The sequence below is a fragment of the Vibrio sp. 2132-1 genome (genome assembly GCF_033344315.1).
The window spans coordinates 1-17,945 of record NZ_JAWPON010000014.1; the positions used below are offsets into that span (position 1 = coordinate 1).

At 43.3% G+C, this 17,945-nt stretch carries 10 protein-coding genes; all 10 read left to right on the plus strand.

Annotated elements, in window-relative coordinates:
- Nucleotides 1–52 precede the first annotated feature (52 nt).
- The 10 genes from R8N47_RS16135 (at nucleotide 53) to R8N47_RS16180 (ending at nucleotide 17,920) form a co-directional block, all read left to right on the plus strand.
- Entirely contained in the window at nucleotides 53–7,435 is a 7,383-nt protein-coding gene (locus R8N47_RS16135; protein ID WP_262594047.1) for an Ig-like domain-containing protein, read from the plus strand.
- Nucleotides 7,432–9,603, plus strand: a complete 2,172-nt coding sequence (locus tag R8N47_RS16140; protein ID WP_064353875.1) for a type I secretion system permease/ATPase — start codon at nucleotides 7,432–7,434, stop codon at nucleotides 9,601–9,603. Before R8N47_RS16135 ends, R8N47_RS16140 begins: the two co-directional genes overlap by 4 nt.
- Nucleotides 9,600–10,913, plus strand: a complete 1,314-nt coding sequence (locus R8N47_RS16145; protein ID WP_047102180.1) for an HlyD family type I secretion periplasmic adaptor subunit — start codon at nucleotides 9,600–9,602, stop codon at nucleotides 10,911–10,913. The genes R8N47_RS16140 and R8N47_RS16145 overlap by 4 nt, the downstream gene beginning before the upstream one ends.
- A gap of 15 nt (nucleotides 10,914–10,928) precedes the next feature.
- Nucleotides 10,929–12,242, plus strand: a complete 1,314-nt coding sequence (locus R8N47_RS16150; RefSeq protein WP_054576924.1) for a TolC family outer membrane protein — start codon at nucleotides 10,929–10,931, stop codon at nucleotides 12,240–12,242.
- A complete protein-coding gene (locus R8N47_RS16155; protein WP_053303115.1) occupies nucleotides 12,235–12,855 on the plus strand; it encodes an OmpA family protein in 621 nt (206 codons plus the stop codon). The genes R8N47_RS16150 and R8N47_RS16155 overlap by 8 nt, the downstream gene beginning before the upstream one ends.
- Nucleotides 12,845–13,687 carry a hypothetical protein gene (locus tag R8N47_RS16160; RefSeq protein ID WP_064353876.1) on the plus strand — a complete coding sequence of 281 codons (843 nt, stop codon included), beginning with the start codon at nucleotides 12,845–12,847 and terminating at the stop codon, nucleotides 13,685–13,687. Before R8N47_RS16155 ends, R8N47_RS16160 begins: the two co-directional genes overlap by 11 nt.
- Before the next feature lie 178 nt (nucleotides 13,688–13,865).
- Nucleotides 13,866–14,639 carry a DeoR/GlpR family DNA-binding transcription regulator gene (locus tag R8N47_RS16165; RefSeq protein ID WP_064353877.1) on the plus strand — a complete coding sequence of 258 codons (774 nt, stop codon included), beginning with the start codon at nucleotides 13,866–13,868 and terminating at the stop codon, nucleotides 14,637–14,639.
- A gap of 11 nt (nucleotides 14,640–14,650) precedes the next feature.
- A complete protein-coding gene (locus R8N47_RS16170) occupies nucleotides 14,651–15,691 on the plus strand; it encodes an oxidoreductase (RefSeq protein ID WP_005377752.1) in 1,041 nt (346 codons plus the stop codon).
- Nucleotides 15,688–16,158: a heme-degrading domain-containing protein gene (locus R8N47_RS16175; protein ID WP_005389124.1), complete on the plus strand. Its 471-nt coding sequence runs from the start codon at nucleotides 15,688–15,690 to the stop codon at nucleotides 16,156–16,158. Before R8N47_RS16170 ends, R8N47_RS16175 begins: the two co-directional genes overlap by 4 nt.
- A gap of 184 nt (nucleotides 16,159–16,342) precedes the next feature.
- The gene (locus tag R8N47_RS16180; protein WP_064353878.1) at nucleotides 16,343–17,920 is read left to right on the plus strand and encodes a sensor domain-containing diguanylate cyclase; all 1,578 of its coding nucleotides are present in this window, start codon (nucleotides 16,343–16,345) and stop codon (nucleotides 17,918–17,920) included.
- The last annotated feature ends 25 nt before the right edge of the window (nucleotides 17,921–17,945 follow it).

The following is a 17,945-nucleotide window of genomic DNA, read 5'->3' on the forward strand; positions in this document are numbered from 1 at the left end:
TCAAATTACTTTTTATGAAGCGATTGATCATGGTGTAGGTCAAGATGAGCTGGTGACTAACGTATTGGTTGAAAGCACTCAAAGTGATGCTGACGGCACACAAGAGACGGTTGTGGCACCGTTAACGATTACTATTTATGACTCTGATCCGGTGATTAGAGATGACACATACTCAGTCGTAGAAGATCAAACAATTACGGGCAATCTACTTGAAAATGATATTGATCTTGATGGAACACTTTATGTGAAATTTGTAGAGGCTGGCGGGGAGCAGAAGTCAATTCTAGAGGGGGGATCCGTAAGTTTTAGTTTAGAAAAAGGCGAATTAACCGTATTTTCTGATGGCTCTTGGCAGTTTGATGCAGGTCGAAACCTAGATCATTCGGTCGAGCAAAGTGTTTCTTTCAGCTATTTAGCTGCAGATGACTCCCAAGACTATGGCTTGGCTAACGCGACCATTGATATTAGTGATGGACAAGCAGGTTACGTAGGCAATGCGACTATAGACGTAACAGAAGTCCCTTTGGATGGCCCGATATTGAACTTTGAAGGAACTGTCAATATTGTCGCGGGATCTGACAACCCTGATCCGAGTAGTTTGTATTTCGGTGGGTCATCTATTACTAAGTTAGAAGCATTAGGGCTTACAAGCTCAGTCTCTGATAATGAGCTTAGCTACACGTTAAGTTCCAGTGGAAAGCAAATTACAGCATTTGCGAATGGTGTCACTGTATTTACGTTAACATTGAGTGGCGTTGAGTCGGGTAACGATGTATTAGCATCAATTTCGCTTACTCTTGAGCACCCTATCGATCAATTCAATAGCAGTGATATGGTCACTTTCCCGTTGACCATTGGTGGCGTAGATTTAGATGCCACACCGCTTGTAGAGAATGAAATTGACTATGTTCTAAAGGATGGCGCAGACCCAACTTTAAATAATTTGAATGGGGTAGAAGTAAAAGAATCTGATCTCGCAAATGGAAGTGTGTTGAGCTCAGGGAATTTTCAAGTTGAGGTTGGCAGTGATTACCTCGAATCTTTGTCGTTCATCGTCTCTGAACAACCCTTGTTGACGAGTGGTGAACAAGTTGTGCTTTATCAAGTCTCTGCGGATGGCAAAACACTTGATGGTTATATTCTTGACGAAGATGGGCAAACTCAGATTCCCATCTTTCAAGCTACCCTCAATGCTTCATTACCTATTGATGCAAATAGCGACATTACCTACTCCTTTGAGCTTTTTCAGGCTCTCGACCAACAAGAAAATACTGATCCAAACGTGCCTCTCGTTGTTACTGCAATGGACTCAGACCAAGATAACACGTCGGTCGTTTTAGACATTAATGTGATAGATAACGACAATGAACAAGCGCTAATCAATAGTGGCAATGTCGAGTTAACCGAAACACCTGTCGATACAAACATTGCTCCTGATGGTGTTTCAGCCATAGCGAATACGGATGTGATAGTTACGTCATCATTCGATCCGATTGTGTATCTGGGTGTTGACATAAATGATGGAGATACTGTCAAAACTACGCTTGGTGATGCTGTTACTTATAACGGAGAGGCTGCCACTTGGTACGATAACAATGATGGAAGCTTTGACGCAATTTCAGACACTGGAGACGTTGTATTTAGGGTCACGTTACCTAGTGACTTCTCTTTGCCATCAAATGATACGTCTACCGTTAATGTAACTGTAGAGCTTTATCACTCGCTTGACCATGTTTTAGGTGATGGGACGCAATTGTCGATCTCTATGCCCATCGTGGCGAGAGATTCTGATGGAAGCGAGATCTCTACGGAGTCCAACATACTGGTCTATGATGGCTTGTTTCCGGAACTAGTAATTACAGAGGGAATCACAGTCAATGAAAGCGGGTTGAATGATGATTCGCTTGATTCTGGCATCGAGGGCTCGTCACCATCCATTACGCTATTACAAGGTTCAGACTCTATCGCCAGTGTGAGCGTGAATATCGATATGTTCAATGCGCTCGGCTATAAAACAAGTAGTGGTAGCCTGGTTTCGCTTGATTCACCGGACTCGAATGGTTGGTTATATGCAAGAGATGAAAGCGAGCAAGACGTCTTTAGAATTAGATTTAATACCGATGGGACTGCCGAGTTTGATCTATACCGTGCACTTGAACACGATGAACCTGACGGTGTTCCAGCGGACGAGAACACATTAGAACTCAGTTTTTCAATTTATGCCGTTGATAAGGATGGCGACCAGTCTGAAGCTGAGACATATACCGTTAGTGTAGTAGATGATATCCCTGAAGACACAAGCTCACCAATAGAAATTGAACTTACCGAGGGGGATGAGTTTTCGGGAAACTGGTTTAGCAATAATGCCGACTTAATCAGTTCAGATGGCACGTTGATTTCAAGTTTGACCTATGCAGGTGAAACATACGATACGGCGAGTTCGGTATTTAGCAATGATGCTTGGACCATCGATTTAATCAATAGTAGTGATGGTAACTTAAAATATGGAACGCTGACTATTGCTCAAGATGGGACATTTACGCTAACTACCGAGCTTATTGTTAATACGCCTGTAGGTGGTTTGCTTGATGATCTAACGATAACTGTGACGGATGCAGACGGTGACCAAGCAAGCAGTGAAGCTCAATTAATTCTTGATGATGCTAGGGGCTTTATTCGAACCGTTAATGTAGATACGTTAGAAGATAATGGCGCGAATAATAGTGGAGACCCTACGCCAGTCGCGTTACCGATTAGAGTTTCTCCTGGGGATACGGAGAATAATGAGCGTGTTGAAGCGATAAGGATCTCTGTTGAATCTCTACAAGGAGGGGCTCTGTTTTTAGACGGAGCGCGCCTTGAAGATGATGATAATGACGGATTTATTAGTCTTTCTGGTACAGAGCTAATGGGGGTGGGTATATTCACTGTTCCAAATGGTGATCTCACTTATCAACCAGCACTAAACCTGTCGGGCAACACTATCAAAGTTTCGTTAGCAGTGTCTGCATTAATCGTATCTGATGTCGAACCAGATGGTTTTGTATTACAAGGCAATAACACGTTAAATGTTAACGTCTTACCGGTTGCAGATTTGCCAGAGTGGTCTAATGATTCGGACTTTTCTTATCAAAGTGTTGAAGATTCCGCTGAATCACTTTCGCTCAATATTGTCGCTGAAAAGTTTGACCAAGACGGTTCTGAAACGCTCCACTACCAAATTTCGAATATTCCAGATGGACTTATATTAACACTTAACGGAAGTGCTATTGAGGAAGGGAAATCGTATAGCCAATCCGAGTTAGATCAAATTGAAATCACATCTAACGAAAACTTAGCCGGAAGATTTACTTTTGATGTAACGGCAGTAACGACTGAGTCGGGTAGTGTGTTTGCCGATGAGCAAGATAAAACAGCGGAGATCACTGAGCAAGTTGTTATCGATATATCTCCAGATGCCGATGTGCCTGCGCTGACCGTTAAAAACATTCAGGGGCTTGAAGACCAAGCGATTGACTTAAAAGAGTACATCTTAGGGCGGCTCACTGACACAGATGGCTCGGAGTCTCTGTCTTATCGCATAGAAGTTCAAGATGGTTGGACATTGCCTGTCGGAGCTGGGATTACGCTTATCGGTATTAATACCTACCTAGTGACCTCCAATGCTCTAGCCAATTCGGAGGCGTTACTTCAACCAAAATCGGATATCAGCTCATTTACTGAATCTCTATCCCTTCAAGTAACCGCCATTTCAACAGAGTCGACTATTGATGGCTTAGCACCTCTTAATGAAACCGCCGAGAGCCAATCTGCAACCATTGACATTAAGCTAAAAGGCGTGGTCGATGAACCAATTGTCCTAGATGGTGGACAGGGGAATTGGCAATATGATCAAGCGACTAAAGTAATTAGTAATCTCTCTACGTTAGACGAAGATAACCTGATACAACTGGATTTTATCATCCAGACATCAGACGACGATCTATCAGAAGAAATTAATATCTTGCTTCAGAACATCCCTGTGGGAACACAACTGACAGATGTAAATGGTGACCCTATTGCTCTTCCAATTGCATACGTGGACCCAATAACGGGGCCAGTTTATCAGGTCTCGAACGCTGTTCTTGAAAACACTTACCTCAAAACAGAGCAAGATTTTAGTGGAACACTGAGCATGGATGTTATCGTCGTTTCAACAGAGCCGGATGGTGATTCTGCTGAAACCCCTCTTAAAGTGGAAATGGAAATCTTACCTATTGTTGATCAAACTGACGGTCAAGAATTACAAAGCAATGGTATTGAGGACAATTTCATCACACTAAATCTTGAGCCTGTCGTTAATCAAGATATAGATTCTAGTGAGTCCTTGACAGGATACACCATTGTATCCATTTCAGATGGCTTAACACTTTACTTTGATGGTAATGCAGTAGAGGAAAGTAATTTACCGTTAGAACTCAATGAACTACTCGATGGTAGCTCGGCAACATTATCTGAGTTGTTAAACAGTGGACGAATCACTGTAAAAGCTAATGAAGACCTAAGTGGGACGTTTAGCCTGGAAGTTCAGTACGAAGTGACAGACACGTCTCCGACGATGGAGACTGATGTAAAGGCAATCAATGGCTCTTTGAGCGTCGTGGTTTCTGGAAAAGTGGATATTGGTAATGAAGATATTGACAAAACACGTTTAGAAGGCGCGACTGAAGTATTCACAAGTACGGATGGGTCTGCTGTTGACGTGAGTGGAGGCATTACATTTACAGAAGCGGATATTGATGGTTCAGAGTATCTCGATTACATCGTTTTACAGATACCGCAGGGTCAAGACCTCATTGTTACTCATCCGAATGGTGCTTCTCAAGATGCCGATGGGAACTGGCTGATTCCAATGGAAGGAATCACAAGTGATAGCGTGTTGGAAACCGCTCAAGATTTGCTTGCTGGCGCATCGATTTATAGCCCATCTAACACAGAGATACTTGATGTGAATGTGTTAGCGTATGTTCGAGATGGAACGGATGCTCAATACATCACAGGTCAGTTCCAAATTCAAATTACTGGCCATGAAGGAGATGGAGACCAGTGTGCTGATCCTGGTGAACCGGGAAGCGTTCAAAGTGGGGATATTGTAGGTAAAGAAGGTGAAGATGTCTCAATTGGGGCGTTTTTAAACCCTGATGTGGCGAGTAGTGATGATAACTTAGTTTCCTTCTTTGTCGCCGCAGATTCTTTACCTGAAGGAGTCGAGCTTACTGGCGAAGGTGTGATACCTGCTTATGATAATACGGGCAATCTGTTGGGTTATTCAATTTCTAGCGCTGGATTGTCTTCCTTGACGCTTACTGGCGTGGATGAGGACTTTGCTGGTTGCATTACTTTCAATTTAGAAGTGACAGAAACGGCCCCATGCGATGGTGACTCGAAAACAACCGCTCAGACCATTACGGTACAAATCTCTCCTGTTGTCGATGATATCGCGATAGCACCAAGCCAAGTTACGGTTCAAGAAGATACTATAACCAACCTGAATCTTGCTCTTGTATTGGGCGATAGTGAAGGGCCAATGCAGTCCATTACTGGAGAAGGTGACGCAGCGACTGGCCTTGAAAGTGTCAATTGGGTTTCTTTATCGGTGTCTGACGAGAATGCGCGGTTTACTGCCGTGGACCCGAGCCTACTCATTGACAACGGTGATGGAACATGGGTAGTGACAGATGTTACGCGTCTAAACGAAATTCAGTTAATCCCACCTGAAAACTACAGTGGAGAGCTTGTTATTTCCGTTGACGCAAACATTACTGATGAAGTCACGGGAAGTTGTTTAAGTACTGACAGTGCGAAAGATACTCAAACTAAATCAACAGAAGTTACCGTTACCATTGCCCCAGTGGTTGATAAAGCGGTTCTGGAAACAGAAGACGTAGTTGGTAATGAAGATAATTATATTTATTTAGGAAACTTATCTGCATCATTAATCGATCAAGATGGTTCTGAGTCGATGTCTTTGGTCATGACAGGAGTGCCAGACGGAGCCGTGTTGGTTTGGGACAATAATGGGACGTTCGAATTACTCCCTGATAACGGTTCAACGGATGGTGAGAGCAAGGAGTGGCAGCTAACTCAAGCACAACTTGATAAGGTTTACTTTCTACCGCCACTAGATTTTAGTGGGGATATTTCATTAACACTGCAAGCTATTACCCAAGAGTCTGGATCAAACGACTATAACTATACCACTTCTCAGTTCAACGTCGGCGTAAAACCGATTGGCGATGATGTATCTTTGAATACAACCTCTAACACGTTCACTGGAGATGAAGGTGATTCCATTTCGATTGACTTTTTAGCGAGCGGTTTTGAAACAAATAGCAACGAATATATAGAAGTGTCGATGTTGATCAAAGCAAGCTCTGAACCCTCTGCATTGGAAGGCTTAGGTAGGATTCGTATTGGAACTCAATTCTCATCCTTTACCTTCGATGACGCGGGCAATGCCGTGGCGACGGTATTAGTGCGAGCAAATGAAGTGTCAGGTTTGGAGTTCATTCCGAAGGATGCATTTGGAACGATGGATGTTGCTCTCAATGTTAGAACGTTTGATCAAGCGATAGTGTCAGAGACACTCGAAACCGATTTTGGAGATGTGCAAACTACCGATCTAACCATTGTTGTTACCCCTGAAGCTGATGAGCCAACACTAACGGCCGATTATCAGTCTATTGTGTCTGAAGCGTCTGGGAGTATTCCTTTGGGGTTGAGCATGAATTTAGTCAATCCTGCACCCGAAGAGTTTGGAAGTGTGGAGATTCGCGGATTACCAACAGATCTAGAGTTGAGTCATGGTGAAAGATTGAACGGCATTTATACTGTTGATCAAGAGGATGTCGCTGATCTTTCCATCGTTGGCGGGTTTAGCGGTGCAAGTGATTTTTCGTTGTCGATAAAACCGATTGCAACACTGGGTGCTACAGTCGCAGAAGGTGCTGCTCAGACAGTCAATGTTACCTTAGTGGAAGAAGGGGGCCAAACATTACTTGCGACAGATGCTAATGATTTGCTTATTGGAGGAAGTGGCAGCGATGTATTCCAGTTTGACAGTTCAGGGCTCGGTAACGAGTTAAAGCCCTCGTACGATGTGATCAACGATTTCCAAATATCCGTTATTGGTGATGATAATGACACAATTGACATCGCCTCGATAATCACCGCTACCTCGATAACAGAAGTCGATAATAAGCTCGATTTAACAGAGAATGATGATGGCGTAACGCTTCACATAAAACCAGAAGAGACGGGGACAAAACAACAGATTCTTATGCAGGGCGTCACTCTCGATCAGCTTTACAAAGGTGACTCGACTGGCGTAGCCGAAGAAAATGTCTTACAGAAGATGATTGATGACAACAACTTGCTAGTAGGTGGTATGTCATGAAGCATCACTCATCCTCATCAAGTGAGCTGACTAACGATCCTTGGGGGCAATCGTTAACTTGGTTGATGCGTTATTTTGAGGTTAGACACCATACAAAAAAGGTGCTTTCTGGATTACCTCTTGTTGAGGGTAGATTGGATAGTGACTTATTCATCAGAGCCGCTGAGCGAGCCGATCTTGAACTCACATTAATCGATTTAAAATCCACCGCAATGTTGAGCTTTCCATTGGTGGTAATCAATAGGAAGACGTTACAACCCGCTATTATATCTGAGCGACATAACAGCGATTATCAAGTCACGTTATTTAGTGAAGATCAAGGTGAAACGCAATACGTCACGAGCGAGGAGCTGCATAATCAATTCCAGCCTCAAGCATGGCAAGTTTCTATGCGTCCAGAGCTGGACAAACGGATAAGTTCTATTCAAGCGGATTATAATGAACATTGGCTTTTCGCCGTAGTGAAAGAAATGTCTCCGTGGTATCGAGATCTTTTGATTGCCTCTTTCCTTATCAATACGCTAGCGCTAGTTATTCCGCTTTTCACTATGAACGTTTACGATCGTGTAGTGCCTAATCAAGCTTTCAGTACATTATGGGTTTTGGTCGCTGGTGTCTCCGTCATGATTATTTTTGATTGGCTATTGCGTAAAGCAAGGGGAGTTGTCACTGATACCGCGGGTAAGTACATCGATAACAAGCTTTCTTCGATACTTTTTTCTAAAGTTATGGGGATGAAACTTGAACACCGTCCTGCATCAGTCGGTGCATTCGCTCGACAACTACAAGATTTTGATAGTGTTCGCGATTTTTTTACTTCTGCATCTCTTGTGACCTTAGTTGATCTCCCATTTACGTTGTTATTTTTAGTCTTAATAGGTTGGCTAGGTGGGGCAATGATGTTCATACCTATTGCCGTCATGTTTACCCTGCTGATCCTTGGCTTTGCGGTAAAAGCAAAAATAGAACAATCACATACGGAAAGTGCTGCACTATCCATGAAGCGACAAGCTCACTTGTTTGATTCATTGTCCTCTTTAAAAGAGATTAAGCAAAATAACGCTACGGGAGAAGCACAAAAGCGTTGGGAGCAAACGGTATCCATGCTTTCTGATTGGCAAAATCAATCGCGAAACTATTCGAATATCGTTGCTTACTCCATTCAATCTAGCCAGCAGATAATTACCGTAATGTTACTTGTAACAGGCGTGTACAGAATTTCTGAGGGATTGCTCAGCATGGGGGGGCTCATTGCTATTGTCATGCTTAGCGGTCGTGCTGCAGGGGCGATTAACCAGTTAGCTATGCTGTTACTTCGCTATCAACAGACAAAAACAGCGGTTGAAGGCTTAAATTCTATCATGTCTTTACCTCAGGAGGCGCAACGCAGTCAGGTCATTACGTCTGCCGAATTTACAGGGAATATACGTTTAGAAAACGTGAGCTTCCAATACCCAGATGTTGATATGCCATGTTTGAGAGATATTAATCTTACTATCAAGCAAGGCGAACGCGTTGGCGTTATTGGTAGTGCAGGAGCAGGAAAGTCTACACTCCTTTCTATTATTACCAATCAACTCAGTGCCTTACAGGGTAGCGTTTATTTTGATGACATTGACAGTCAGCTTTGGCCCGCCGAATTGATAAGAGAGAAAACGGGTTGGGTTGGCCAAGATTCGCATCTTATATACGGCAGCATTATGGAAAACATAGTATTAGGACATCATGTTATTGATCAAGAACGATTACGCCGTGCGATAGAATTATCGGGTTTGAACCAGTACATGAGTCGCCTTCCTCATGGTCTAGAAACGCAAGTCGGAGAAGGAGGGCGTTATTTGTCGGGGGGGCAAAGGCAAGCTGTAGCGATTTCAAGAGCTTTTTATCGAAACCCTGCAGCATTAATTTTAGACGAGCCAACCAGCTCCTTAGACCAGCCTGCTGAGAATGCATTGTTTAATGCTCTCAAATCGTTGCCGCACTCGACGACGATGATTATTAGCTCTCATAAACATTCCTTATTATCGCTTTGTGATCGAATTGTTGTGCTTGATAAAGGCACAATTTTGAGGGAAGGAGCGCCCCAAGAAATTTTTGCTAAACAACAGTCTAACGCGAAGACGAACAGAGTACGCGCAGTATCAATTGTACGCGAAGGAGGTCAATGATGAGCACAGTTCGTTGGAGTAATGCTCATTTAGCAAACCGTTCGAGAACGTTGATTTGGTTGTCTGCCGCGTTAGTGCTGAGTGTGATTATTTGGGCCTCGTGGGCGAGGTTAGACGAAGTGGTTGTCGGCGAAGGAAAAGTTGTTCCTACTTTGTCTGTTCAGACTATTCAGAGCTTAGAGGGAGGCATTTTAAAGGAGTTACTTGTCATGCCTGGTGAAAGCGTCACTAAGGGGCAAACCATCGCCATTCTGGATGATACAAGGTTTAAGTCGACCTATTCGGAGACCTCTGAGCAAGTTGAATCTTTGCTCGCCAGAAAGCAGAGGCTTCAAATTGAATTAGAAACGGTAAAAGTGAATAGCCTCCAACTGGATTGGAAACAACAAGTGAGTATCGAGCCTCAGACATTTGATATTTCGATGACCGGCCACTCTGCCTATCTGAATGCCAAAGCAAACTATCTTGAGCGGTTGAGCCAACTGGAGTCTGAGCTGGAGGAGGCTAAATTGCGAATTGAGCAACAATCGCAAGCTTATCTTGATACCTTGAATACCATTCAAACACTAAAAAGCAGTCTGGTTATTGTCTCGAAAGAGCGAGATATGCTGAGAGAGGTGGTTTCTAGTGGCGCGGTGGCTGAAGTGGAATTATTAAAACTGAATAGAGACGTTATAAAGCTCAAAGGAGACATCGCGAGTTCACAAGCTGCTGCCCAAAAGCAAAGGGCTGTGTATTCTGAATCCATCGCAGACTATCGTGGTACTGCGCTTGCTTTTAGGGCAGAGGCACAAGGGCAGCTCAATGAAGTTGTGACGCAACTAGCGCAGCTCAATGAAAGTCGTCAGGCGATTGCGGATCAGTTGAATCGAACGCAGTTACTTTCTCCGGTCGATGGAACCATCAAAGATGTTTTTGTCAGAACCATCGGAGGTGTGGTTAAGCCGGGTGAGCCTATTTTAGAAATAGTCCCTCGTAATAGCACGTTAATCGTTGAAGCGAGAATTTCTCCTCAGAATATCGCCTTCATAAGGCCTGGCCTGCCGGCAACGGTAAAGTTGTCTGCCTATGACTTTGTCATTTACGGAGGCCTAGAAGGAGAAGTGACCTACGTAAGCGCCGATGCACTTCAAAATGAAGAGGGCAATGCCTACTACCGTGCCAACGTTACTTTCAAGGTTGATGATAAGTTTACGATCATCCCGGGAATGCAGGTTGTGGTAGACATTCTTACAGGAGAAAAAACAGTACTGAATTATTGGTTAAAACCTATATTACGTGCGAAAGAGAATTCGCTCAGAGAAAGATAGACATAAGGATATAAGATGCGGCTTAAATCAACGTTATTGGTCTTGTTTGCAGTATCATCGTCGCCAAACGCTTTGACTTTAGAAGAGTCAGTTACGTTATCTCTCGATAGCTCCCCCAGTTTGCTTGCTCGCTATTCTCGCTATGAGTCGATGGTACGAGACCGAAATGCCATAAATGGTTCATTTCTTCCTCAGGTTAATTTGTATGCAGCAGCAGGGTACGAAGGTACTCGATATAACAACGGAAACTACATCGACAGTGAAGATAGAACATTAGAAAGAACGGAGATGGGCGTAAGAATCTCCCAACTGTTATTTGATGGATTTAAAACAAGTGCTGATGTTGATCGCCTATCTTACGAGGCTGAAGCTGAACGCTTGGACTTATTGGCATCTGCGGAAAATGTTGCATTAGATACTGTCAGAGCGTATGTGGATGTTTTACATGCCCGAGAGTTGATGAAACTGACAGAAAGAAACCTAAATGAACACCAAGAGATCTACCGTTTCATTCTAGATAAAAAAGAAAAAGGTTTAACCAGCAACTCCGACTTAGCGCAAGTTTCTTCGCGTGTCGCGACAACACAGTCCTCATTGATTGCCGCCCAAAACAATCTTTCCGATGCTAGAACAAGATTTGTACGTTTAGTTGGTCGAGCGCCGCAAAACTTAGTTGAGCCTGTTTACCCGCAGGAATTGCTTCCGAATAAGCTTGACGAAGCACTCAAACAAGCGGTTAGGTTGCACCCATCCATACAGTCGGCGATGAAAGATTTAGAGGCGGCTCGACATGAAGTAAAAAGAGAAAAGGGGGATTACTACCCAGAGCTCAAGCTTGAGCTGTCAGCCAACAAAACAGACAACGTGGATAATATTGAAGGCATTAACGAAGATGCAAAGGTTATGCTGACGATCAACTACGATCTTTTTAACGGCTTTTCTACAGACTCCCGAGTGGAGTCATCTGCCTGGCGAGTAGAGGAGGCGAGGGCTATTCGAGCAAATGCAGAACTAGATGCGAATGAAGGTGTAAGGCTGGCATGGGACGCACATACATTGCTTCAACAGCAAATGGAGTTTTTAAAAGTCAACGTTGATGCGGCGAAAGTAACTGAATTAGGGTACATCCAGCAGTTCAATGTAGGGCGACGCAGTTTGTTAGATGTATTAGATGCCAAAGTTGAAACGTTTGTTGCGAGACGGAACTACACCCGAACAAAGTACGATCATTTGGTTGCCACTTACCGTTTATTCAACTCGATGGGGATTCTGACTTATGCGTTGCGAGTTGAGTATCCAGAGAACTGGAAGGAGAACAATAATGGATAAATTCGCAGTGACGAGTCTTCTAGTTTTCATGTTAGCAGGCTGTGCTGAATCACCGAATACGACGTTGACCACTTACCAGTACAACGACCTTAAAGACAATGATAGTGATGGCGTGATAAACCAACGAGATAACTGCGCAGATACGCCAAAAGGTGTGGTTGTTGACAGTGAAGGCTGTGCGAATTGGGTCAACGACTCGCAGACACACCTGATCAGCTTTTTCTTTGCGATGGATGAGCATCAGGTAACGCCATCTCATGATATGCCGCTAAGCGAGTTGAAAGCACTGCTTCAGAGTAACCCAAATGCGCAAGTCATACTGATAGGAGACACAAGCCCTGAAGCGTCACTCGAATACAACAAAGCGTTGGCAAAGAAAAGGACGGCAGCTATACGAGAATTGCTAGTGAGAAACGGCATTCAAGATAATCGAATTGAAGAGCAAGAGTTTTATCAGAATACGGCATTGACGGTACAACTAAAAAAACGGGAAAGGCGCACAATTGCTGTTGTAAACACGAAAGCTGAAAGTACTGAACAAGCGTGGACTATATTTAGTTCGGACAGCGAGTTGACACCTAATTCGAAGTTGGAGCTGAATTATGAAAATTAAAGTCTTGCCTTTCCTTGCTCTAACTTCATGTTTGATTTCACCGCTGGCATTTTCTGACTCTGAGGCTCGAACATCGATTTTTGTCGAGCCAGAGATACTAGAAACGATAGAAACATTGATAGATGAGCCAAATGTAAATGTAGCGCTTGCATCTCAGTCTGGTGGTTTTAACGACATGCTAAATGACGGAACCTCTATTGCGATCACATCTAAGAAATGGTCAGATGAAAACATCTCCCGATTTCAACGAGAAAGAGGCCACAGGCCTACACGTTTGTTTTTAATGGCAAACGCTATTGTCGTAATCAATAGTCAAAAGAGTACGGTAGATAGTGTTTCCGTTAGTGAATTGAAACGCTGTGATGCAAATACGTATGCTTTCGGGGAGATGCGTTTAAGTAACCCAGATGTGAGCTCTAATGGTTGTCAATCATCGATTCAAATGCTTGATGAAGACCGATTGAAACGGGCTTTAAGTGACGACTTGTCAGCCAAAGCTTATATGCGATACTCCGATTTTAAATACTCAGAACAGTGGTCGAGCTACAAGGCTCTCTCTGTTCATCATAACGATGACTCATGCTCTTTGAGCACAGATTGCATCTATTCTCTTCGCTATCCATTTTCCGTGGTCTATTACGTTTATATAAATAAACAATTCGACACTAATCAGAAGATCAAAAAATCAAAGCTATTTGAACTCCTTACAACCGACAACAATACACAACAGGTACGAAATGCTGGGTTTATTCCACTACCAAAAGCGCTTATTAAAAGAAATAGAGTGAAGTTAGGGCTAGATGAGCCAGTTGTTTTAAACGGGTATAAATAAACTTCATACGCCTAACTATGTGGGCTTGAGTGAACGTACCGTCCTAGGAAGTTTTGCCTTGCTGCTCATTTATCTTTGGTTAACTTTTGGTCAATTGAGTTGGTTATAAGTGGTTTTGTTGGTAATTTTTCTATCATTGTGGCAAGTTTACTTAAAATTACTTAAGTGAATTTAAGTTATGACACAAGAAGAAAGACTCGTAGCGCTCAGAGCGAAGCTGGATCAGCAAAATAAAGTAACGTTGTCTGAAGTTTGTGAGTACTTTGGTATCTCGCGAGATTCAGCTCGTCGAGACTTAGTTAAGTTGAGTCAGCAACCTGGGTTACAAAGAATACGAGGTGGTGTCATGCTTGCGCCGATCTCTTCCCATACCGAGGCATACGCGAGTCGACCCGTGAGTGACGTTAAACATCGACTAGCTCAAGCTGCCGCAGCGTTGTTGGATGAGCGCGACCATCTTGTTATTGATACCAGCACCATTTTGTCTCTGCTCCCACTCTATGCAGGAAAAGCGCGTTGTGGAGAAAACAAGCTCAACGTCGTTACTAACAGCATTGATGTACTGACCGCTGCTGAAACAAACGACACAATGGACGTTCATTTCTTAGGCGGACACTTTGACCCTTATGCCAGAGCAGTTTTAGGGGCGCAAGCAGAGCAGCAAATGCAGCAGTATCACGTGAACAAAGCGTTCATTGGCGTGTGTGCATTGACATCCCGAGGGCTGACAACAAATAGTTTGTTAGAAGCTACAATGAAAGAAGCGATGATTGCTCAAGCTCAGCAGGTCATCGTCGTTTGTGAATCCCGAAAAATTGGTAGCGACAATTTCCACCACGTATGTGATTTGTCAAAGATCGACATCATTATTACCGATCATCCCCCTCAATCAGATTTTCAACAACTCCTCGATCACAATGATATTGAATGTATTGTTGTGTCACCGAAATAAGGAATCTTAGAATGGCTTACGATCCCGTAAAAACCGCTGTGATTGGTTACGGATATTCAGCAAAAACGTTTCATTTACCCTTCATTAAAGCGCTACCAAATTTAACGCTGAGCGCGATAAGCTCTCGTCAACAGGAGGCGGTTCAAAATGATTGGCCAGATGCCAAGTGGTTTTCTGATGCGAATACTTTACTCGATGATAGTGATGCAGAACTCGTAATCATTACTGCGCCAAATGACGTACATTACGAACTTGCAAAGCGTGCGTTGAACAATGGGAAACACGTCATCGTCGAGAAACCGTTTGTTACTCGTATAGAAGACGGTAATGAACTTATCGCCTTGGCGGAAGAGAAAGGTCTAGTGCTGAGCGTTTTTCACAATAGACGTTGGGATGGAGATTTTCTCACGGTTAAATCTCTTATCGAACAAGGTAAGTTAGGTGATATAAAGCTGTTTGAGTCACACTTTGACCGTTACCGCCCTGAAGTTCGTCAACGATGGCGAGAGCTAGCTCAAGATGGTGGTGGTATTCTATTCGACCTTGCTCCTCATCTTCTCGATCAAGCATTGGTGTTGTTTGGCTTGCCAGATGCGATAGACGCACAATGTCGAATGATGCGTCCGGGCGCGACGACGATTGATTATTACAACTTGATACTTCATTACCCTGAGCATATTGTGCACTTGCATTCAAACTTGTATAGCCCAGAGCCGAATCTCCGATACAAAGTATTGGGTACGGAAGCTAAATATGAAAAGTTCGGATTAGATCCTCAAGAGGGCTACTTAAAAGAAGGCCGTTTGCCGGAAAACGATGCTTGGTCGGAAGAAGATGAGGCGTTATACGGAGTCCGTTACGACGAAGACGGTGCGCAAACTATCAAAACGGAGAGAGGCGCGTACCAAGCTTACTTTGTTGGTGTGGCAGACGCCATTCGTTTGGGCACTGATAACCCGGTCCCTGCCGCTCAAGCAGTACAGAATATCGCTCTGATTGAGATGGCATTGGAAAGCAGTAAAACGGGTAAAACGATTCAGGTGAAACCATGAGTTTGACGCTTGAACTCGTGGCCCGGCAAGAGCATGAACTTCAGTTGGCGGAATTTAATCATCATATTGCGTGGTCTATCGGCCTCGCTCTAAAAGAAGAGGCTGAAGCTCGCGGCGCGGCTGTTGCTATTGAGGTTTACGGCTTTGGACAAACGCTATTTCAATACGCGATGGCAGGAACCTGTGCTGATCATTTAGATTGGGTCCGTAGGAAGCGAAACTCAGTATTAAGGTATGGCCACAGCTCTTACTATCTTTCTCTGTACAACAAGCAAAAGCAACGTGATTTCGAAAATCAGCCTCATCTCGATGCTCGTGAGTACTGTGCTCATGGTGGCGCGTTCCCAATTCGGCTTTCTGGGTCTGGTTTGGTTGGGGTTGTGACGGTATCGGGTTTACCGCAGTTAGATGATCATCAGCTAGTTGTGGATATATTAAAAACGATGACAGAGACAAAACCCTCTTAAACGCCAAATATGAAAGTAGCACGGTTCTTTATCGTGCTACTGAATTCTCTTTTTAGCTCATAAAGTGTTCTTTAATGTGAGCAAATATTAACATTGATCCCAACTTACTACCTGAAAATCAAATCAATTTCATATAACCTATACGCTCATTTATATAGAAAGCCTTCAAAGTTGGCCATTGGCAATGTCTTTTAGAAGAAAAGAAAAACTCAATCTTAGAAATCTTATTGTCACCCTATGTGTGTTCAGTGTGCTTGTCACTTTGATCAACGCATTCTACTCGATTTATCGTGTTCAAAGGGATCTCATCATCAATAACACGTTAGAATCAAACCGTGTTTACGCCCAAAAAATGTCTGAAATGACAGACTCTTTCATAGAAAGCTCAATGTCGCAGCTAAAATACAGTGCGAACGTGCTAAAAGACAAGATGCATGACGCTCAACTTCTTGATAAAGAGGCTGAGAGATTAAGAACGCAAACCAAATCATTTAACTCTGTGGTTGTCGTTAATGCAAAAGGGGTTATTATTTCTGTATCCCCTGAAACACTTCAGGTTAAAGGTGTAAGGTTAGTGGGTGAAAGAAAACGCCAGTCTTTAAACGCTCAAGCACCGGTTGTTACTGAACCATTTATATCGCCAGCTGGAAATTACTTGTTAACCATCTCATACCCTATATTTTCTCAATCTAATGAATATTTAGGTTATATCGGCGGCACTATTTATCTAGAAAAAGAAAATATTCTCGCAGAGTTACTCAGCCAGCACGCATACAAAGATGGTTCTTTCCTTTACGTTGTCGATGAGAGTAATACTCTGATTTATCACCCAGATCAATCGAGAGTTGGTGAAGTAATCGACGATAATGAGGCAATCAAAGCGGTGACGATGGGGCAGAGCGGTAACAAAGAAATTGTTAACTCTCGCGGCGTCGAAATGCTTGCTGGTTATGCACCAGTAAAGTCATCAGGATGGGGAATTGTTGCTCAGCGCCCGAAATCGATGACGTTATCTGTGCTAGATGAACAGATGTGGAATGTTTTCCTTAAGTCGATTCCAATTGGTTTATTAACTTTGTTGCTAATTTGGTTCTTGTCCCTTCTTATTTCTAGACCACTTTGGCAGTTAGCTGGTGCTGTGCGAGGTGTCGAAGAACATTCATCCTCTATCGATGATCTCAAACTGGTTAAGTCTTGGTATTTTGAGGTCTCACATTTGAAGCTTAGCTTTCTTAAAGCATTTGGTATCGTGTCAAAAACCATTGATAAGCTGCAACTGGATACATTAACAGATTCGATGACTGGATTATTGAATCGACGTGGATTAGATAAAGTTCTTGGTTTGTTTAAGCAGGAAAATACCGCGTTCTCTGTTTTGGCGCTAGATATTGACCACTTTAAGAGCGTAAACGATAACTATGGCCATGACGTGGGTGACAATTTACTTAGAGAGTTTGCGCAGTTAATGAAAGACCAAGCTCGCTCTAATGATCAGCTGTGTCGTTCTGGCGGTGAAGAGTTTATGATGTTTTTGGAAAAAACAGACGTAAACCACGCTATGGATGTTGCAGAGCGTATTAGACACAACGTGGAACAACATGACTTCCAAGTCGTTGGTAAGGTCACGGTTTCGTTGGGCGTTTCTCACTGGAAAGGCAATGACACACCAATTGAAGCGGTAATGAAAGACGCCGATAATGCACTTTATAAAGCGAAACATAATGGAAGAAATAGAACGGAGTTGGGTGACGACGCACAATAGATATTGCGCTTTATGCTGAACATAA

Coding starts and splice junctions, on each gene's coding strand:
- R8N47_RS16175 (WP_005389124.1), top strand. CDS start 15,688: ATGAGTTTGACGCTTGAACTCGTGGCCCGGCAAGAGCATGAACTTCAG.
- R8N47_RS16150 (WP_054576924.1), top strand. CDS start 10,929: ATGCGGCTTAAATCAACGTTATTGGTCTTGTTTGCAGTATCATCGTCG.
- R8N47_RS16180 (WP_064353878.1), top strand. CDS start 16,343: ATGTCTTTTAGAAGAAAAGAAAAACTCAATCTTAGAAATCTTATTGTC.
- R8N47_RS16160 (WP_064353876.1), top strand. CDS start 12,845: ATGAAAATTAAAGTCTTGCCTTTCCTTGCTCTAACTTCATGTTTGATT.
- R8N47_RS16170 (WP_005377752.1), top strand. CDS start 14,651: ATGGCTTACGATCCCGTAAAAACCGCTGTGATTGGTTACGGATATTCA.
- R8N47_RS16155 (WP_053303115.1), top strand. CDS start 12,235: ATGGATAAATTCGCAGTGACGAGTCTTCTAGTTTTCATGTTAGCAGGC.
- R8N47_RS16140 (WP_064353875.1), top strand. CDS start 7,432: ATGAAGCATCACTCATCCTCATCAAGTGAGCTGACTAACGATCCTTGG.
- R8N47_RS16165 (WP_064353877.1), top strand. CDS start 13,866: ATGACACAAGAAGAAAGACTCGTAGCGCTCAGAGCGAAGCTGGATCAG.
- R8N47_RS16145 (WP_047102180.1), top strand. CDS start 9,600: ATGATGAGCACAGTTCGTTGGAGTAATGCTCATTTAGCAAACCGTTCG.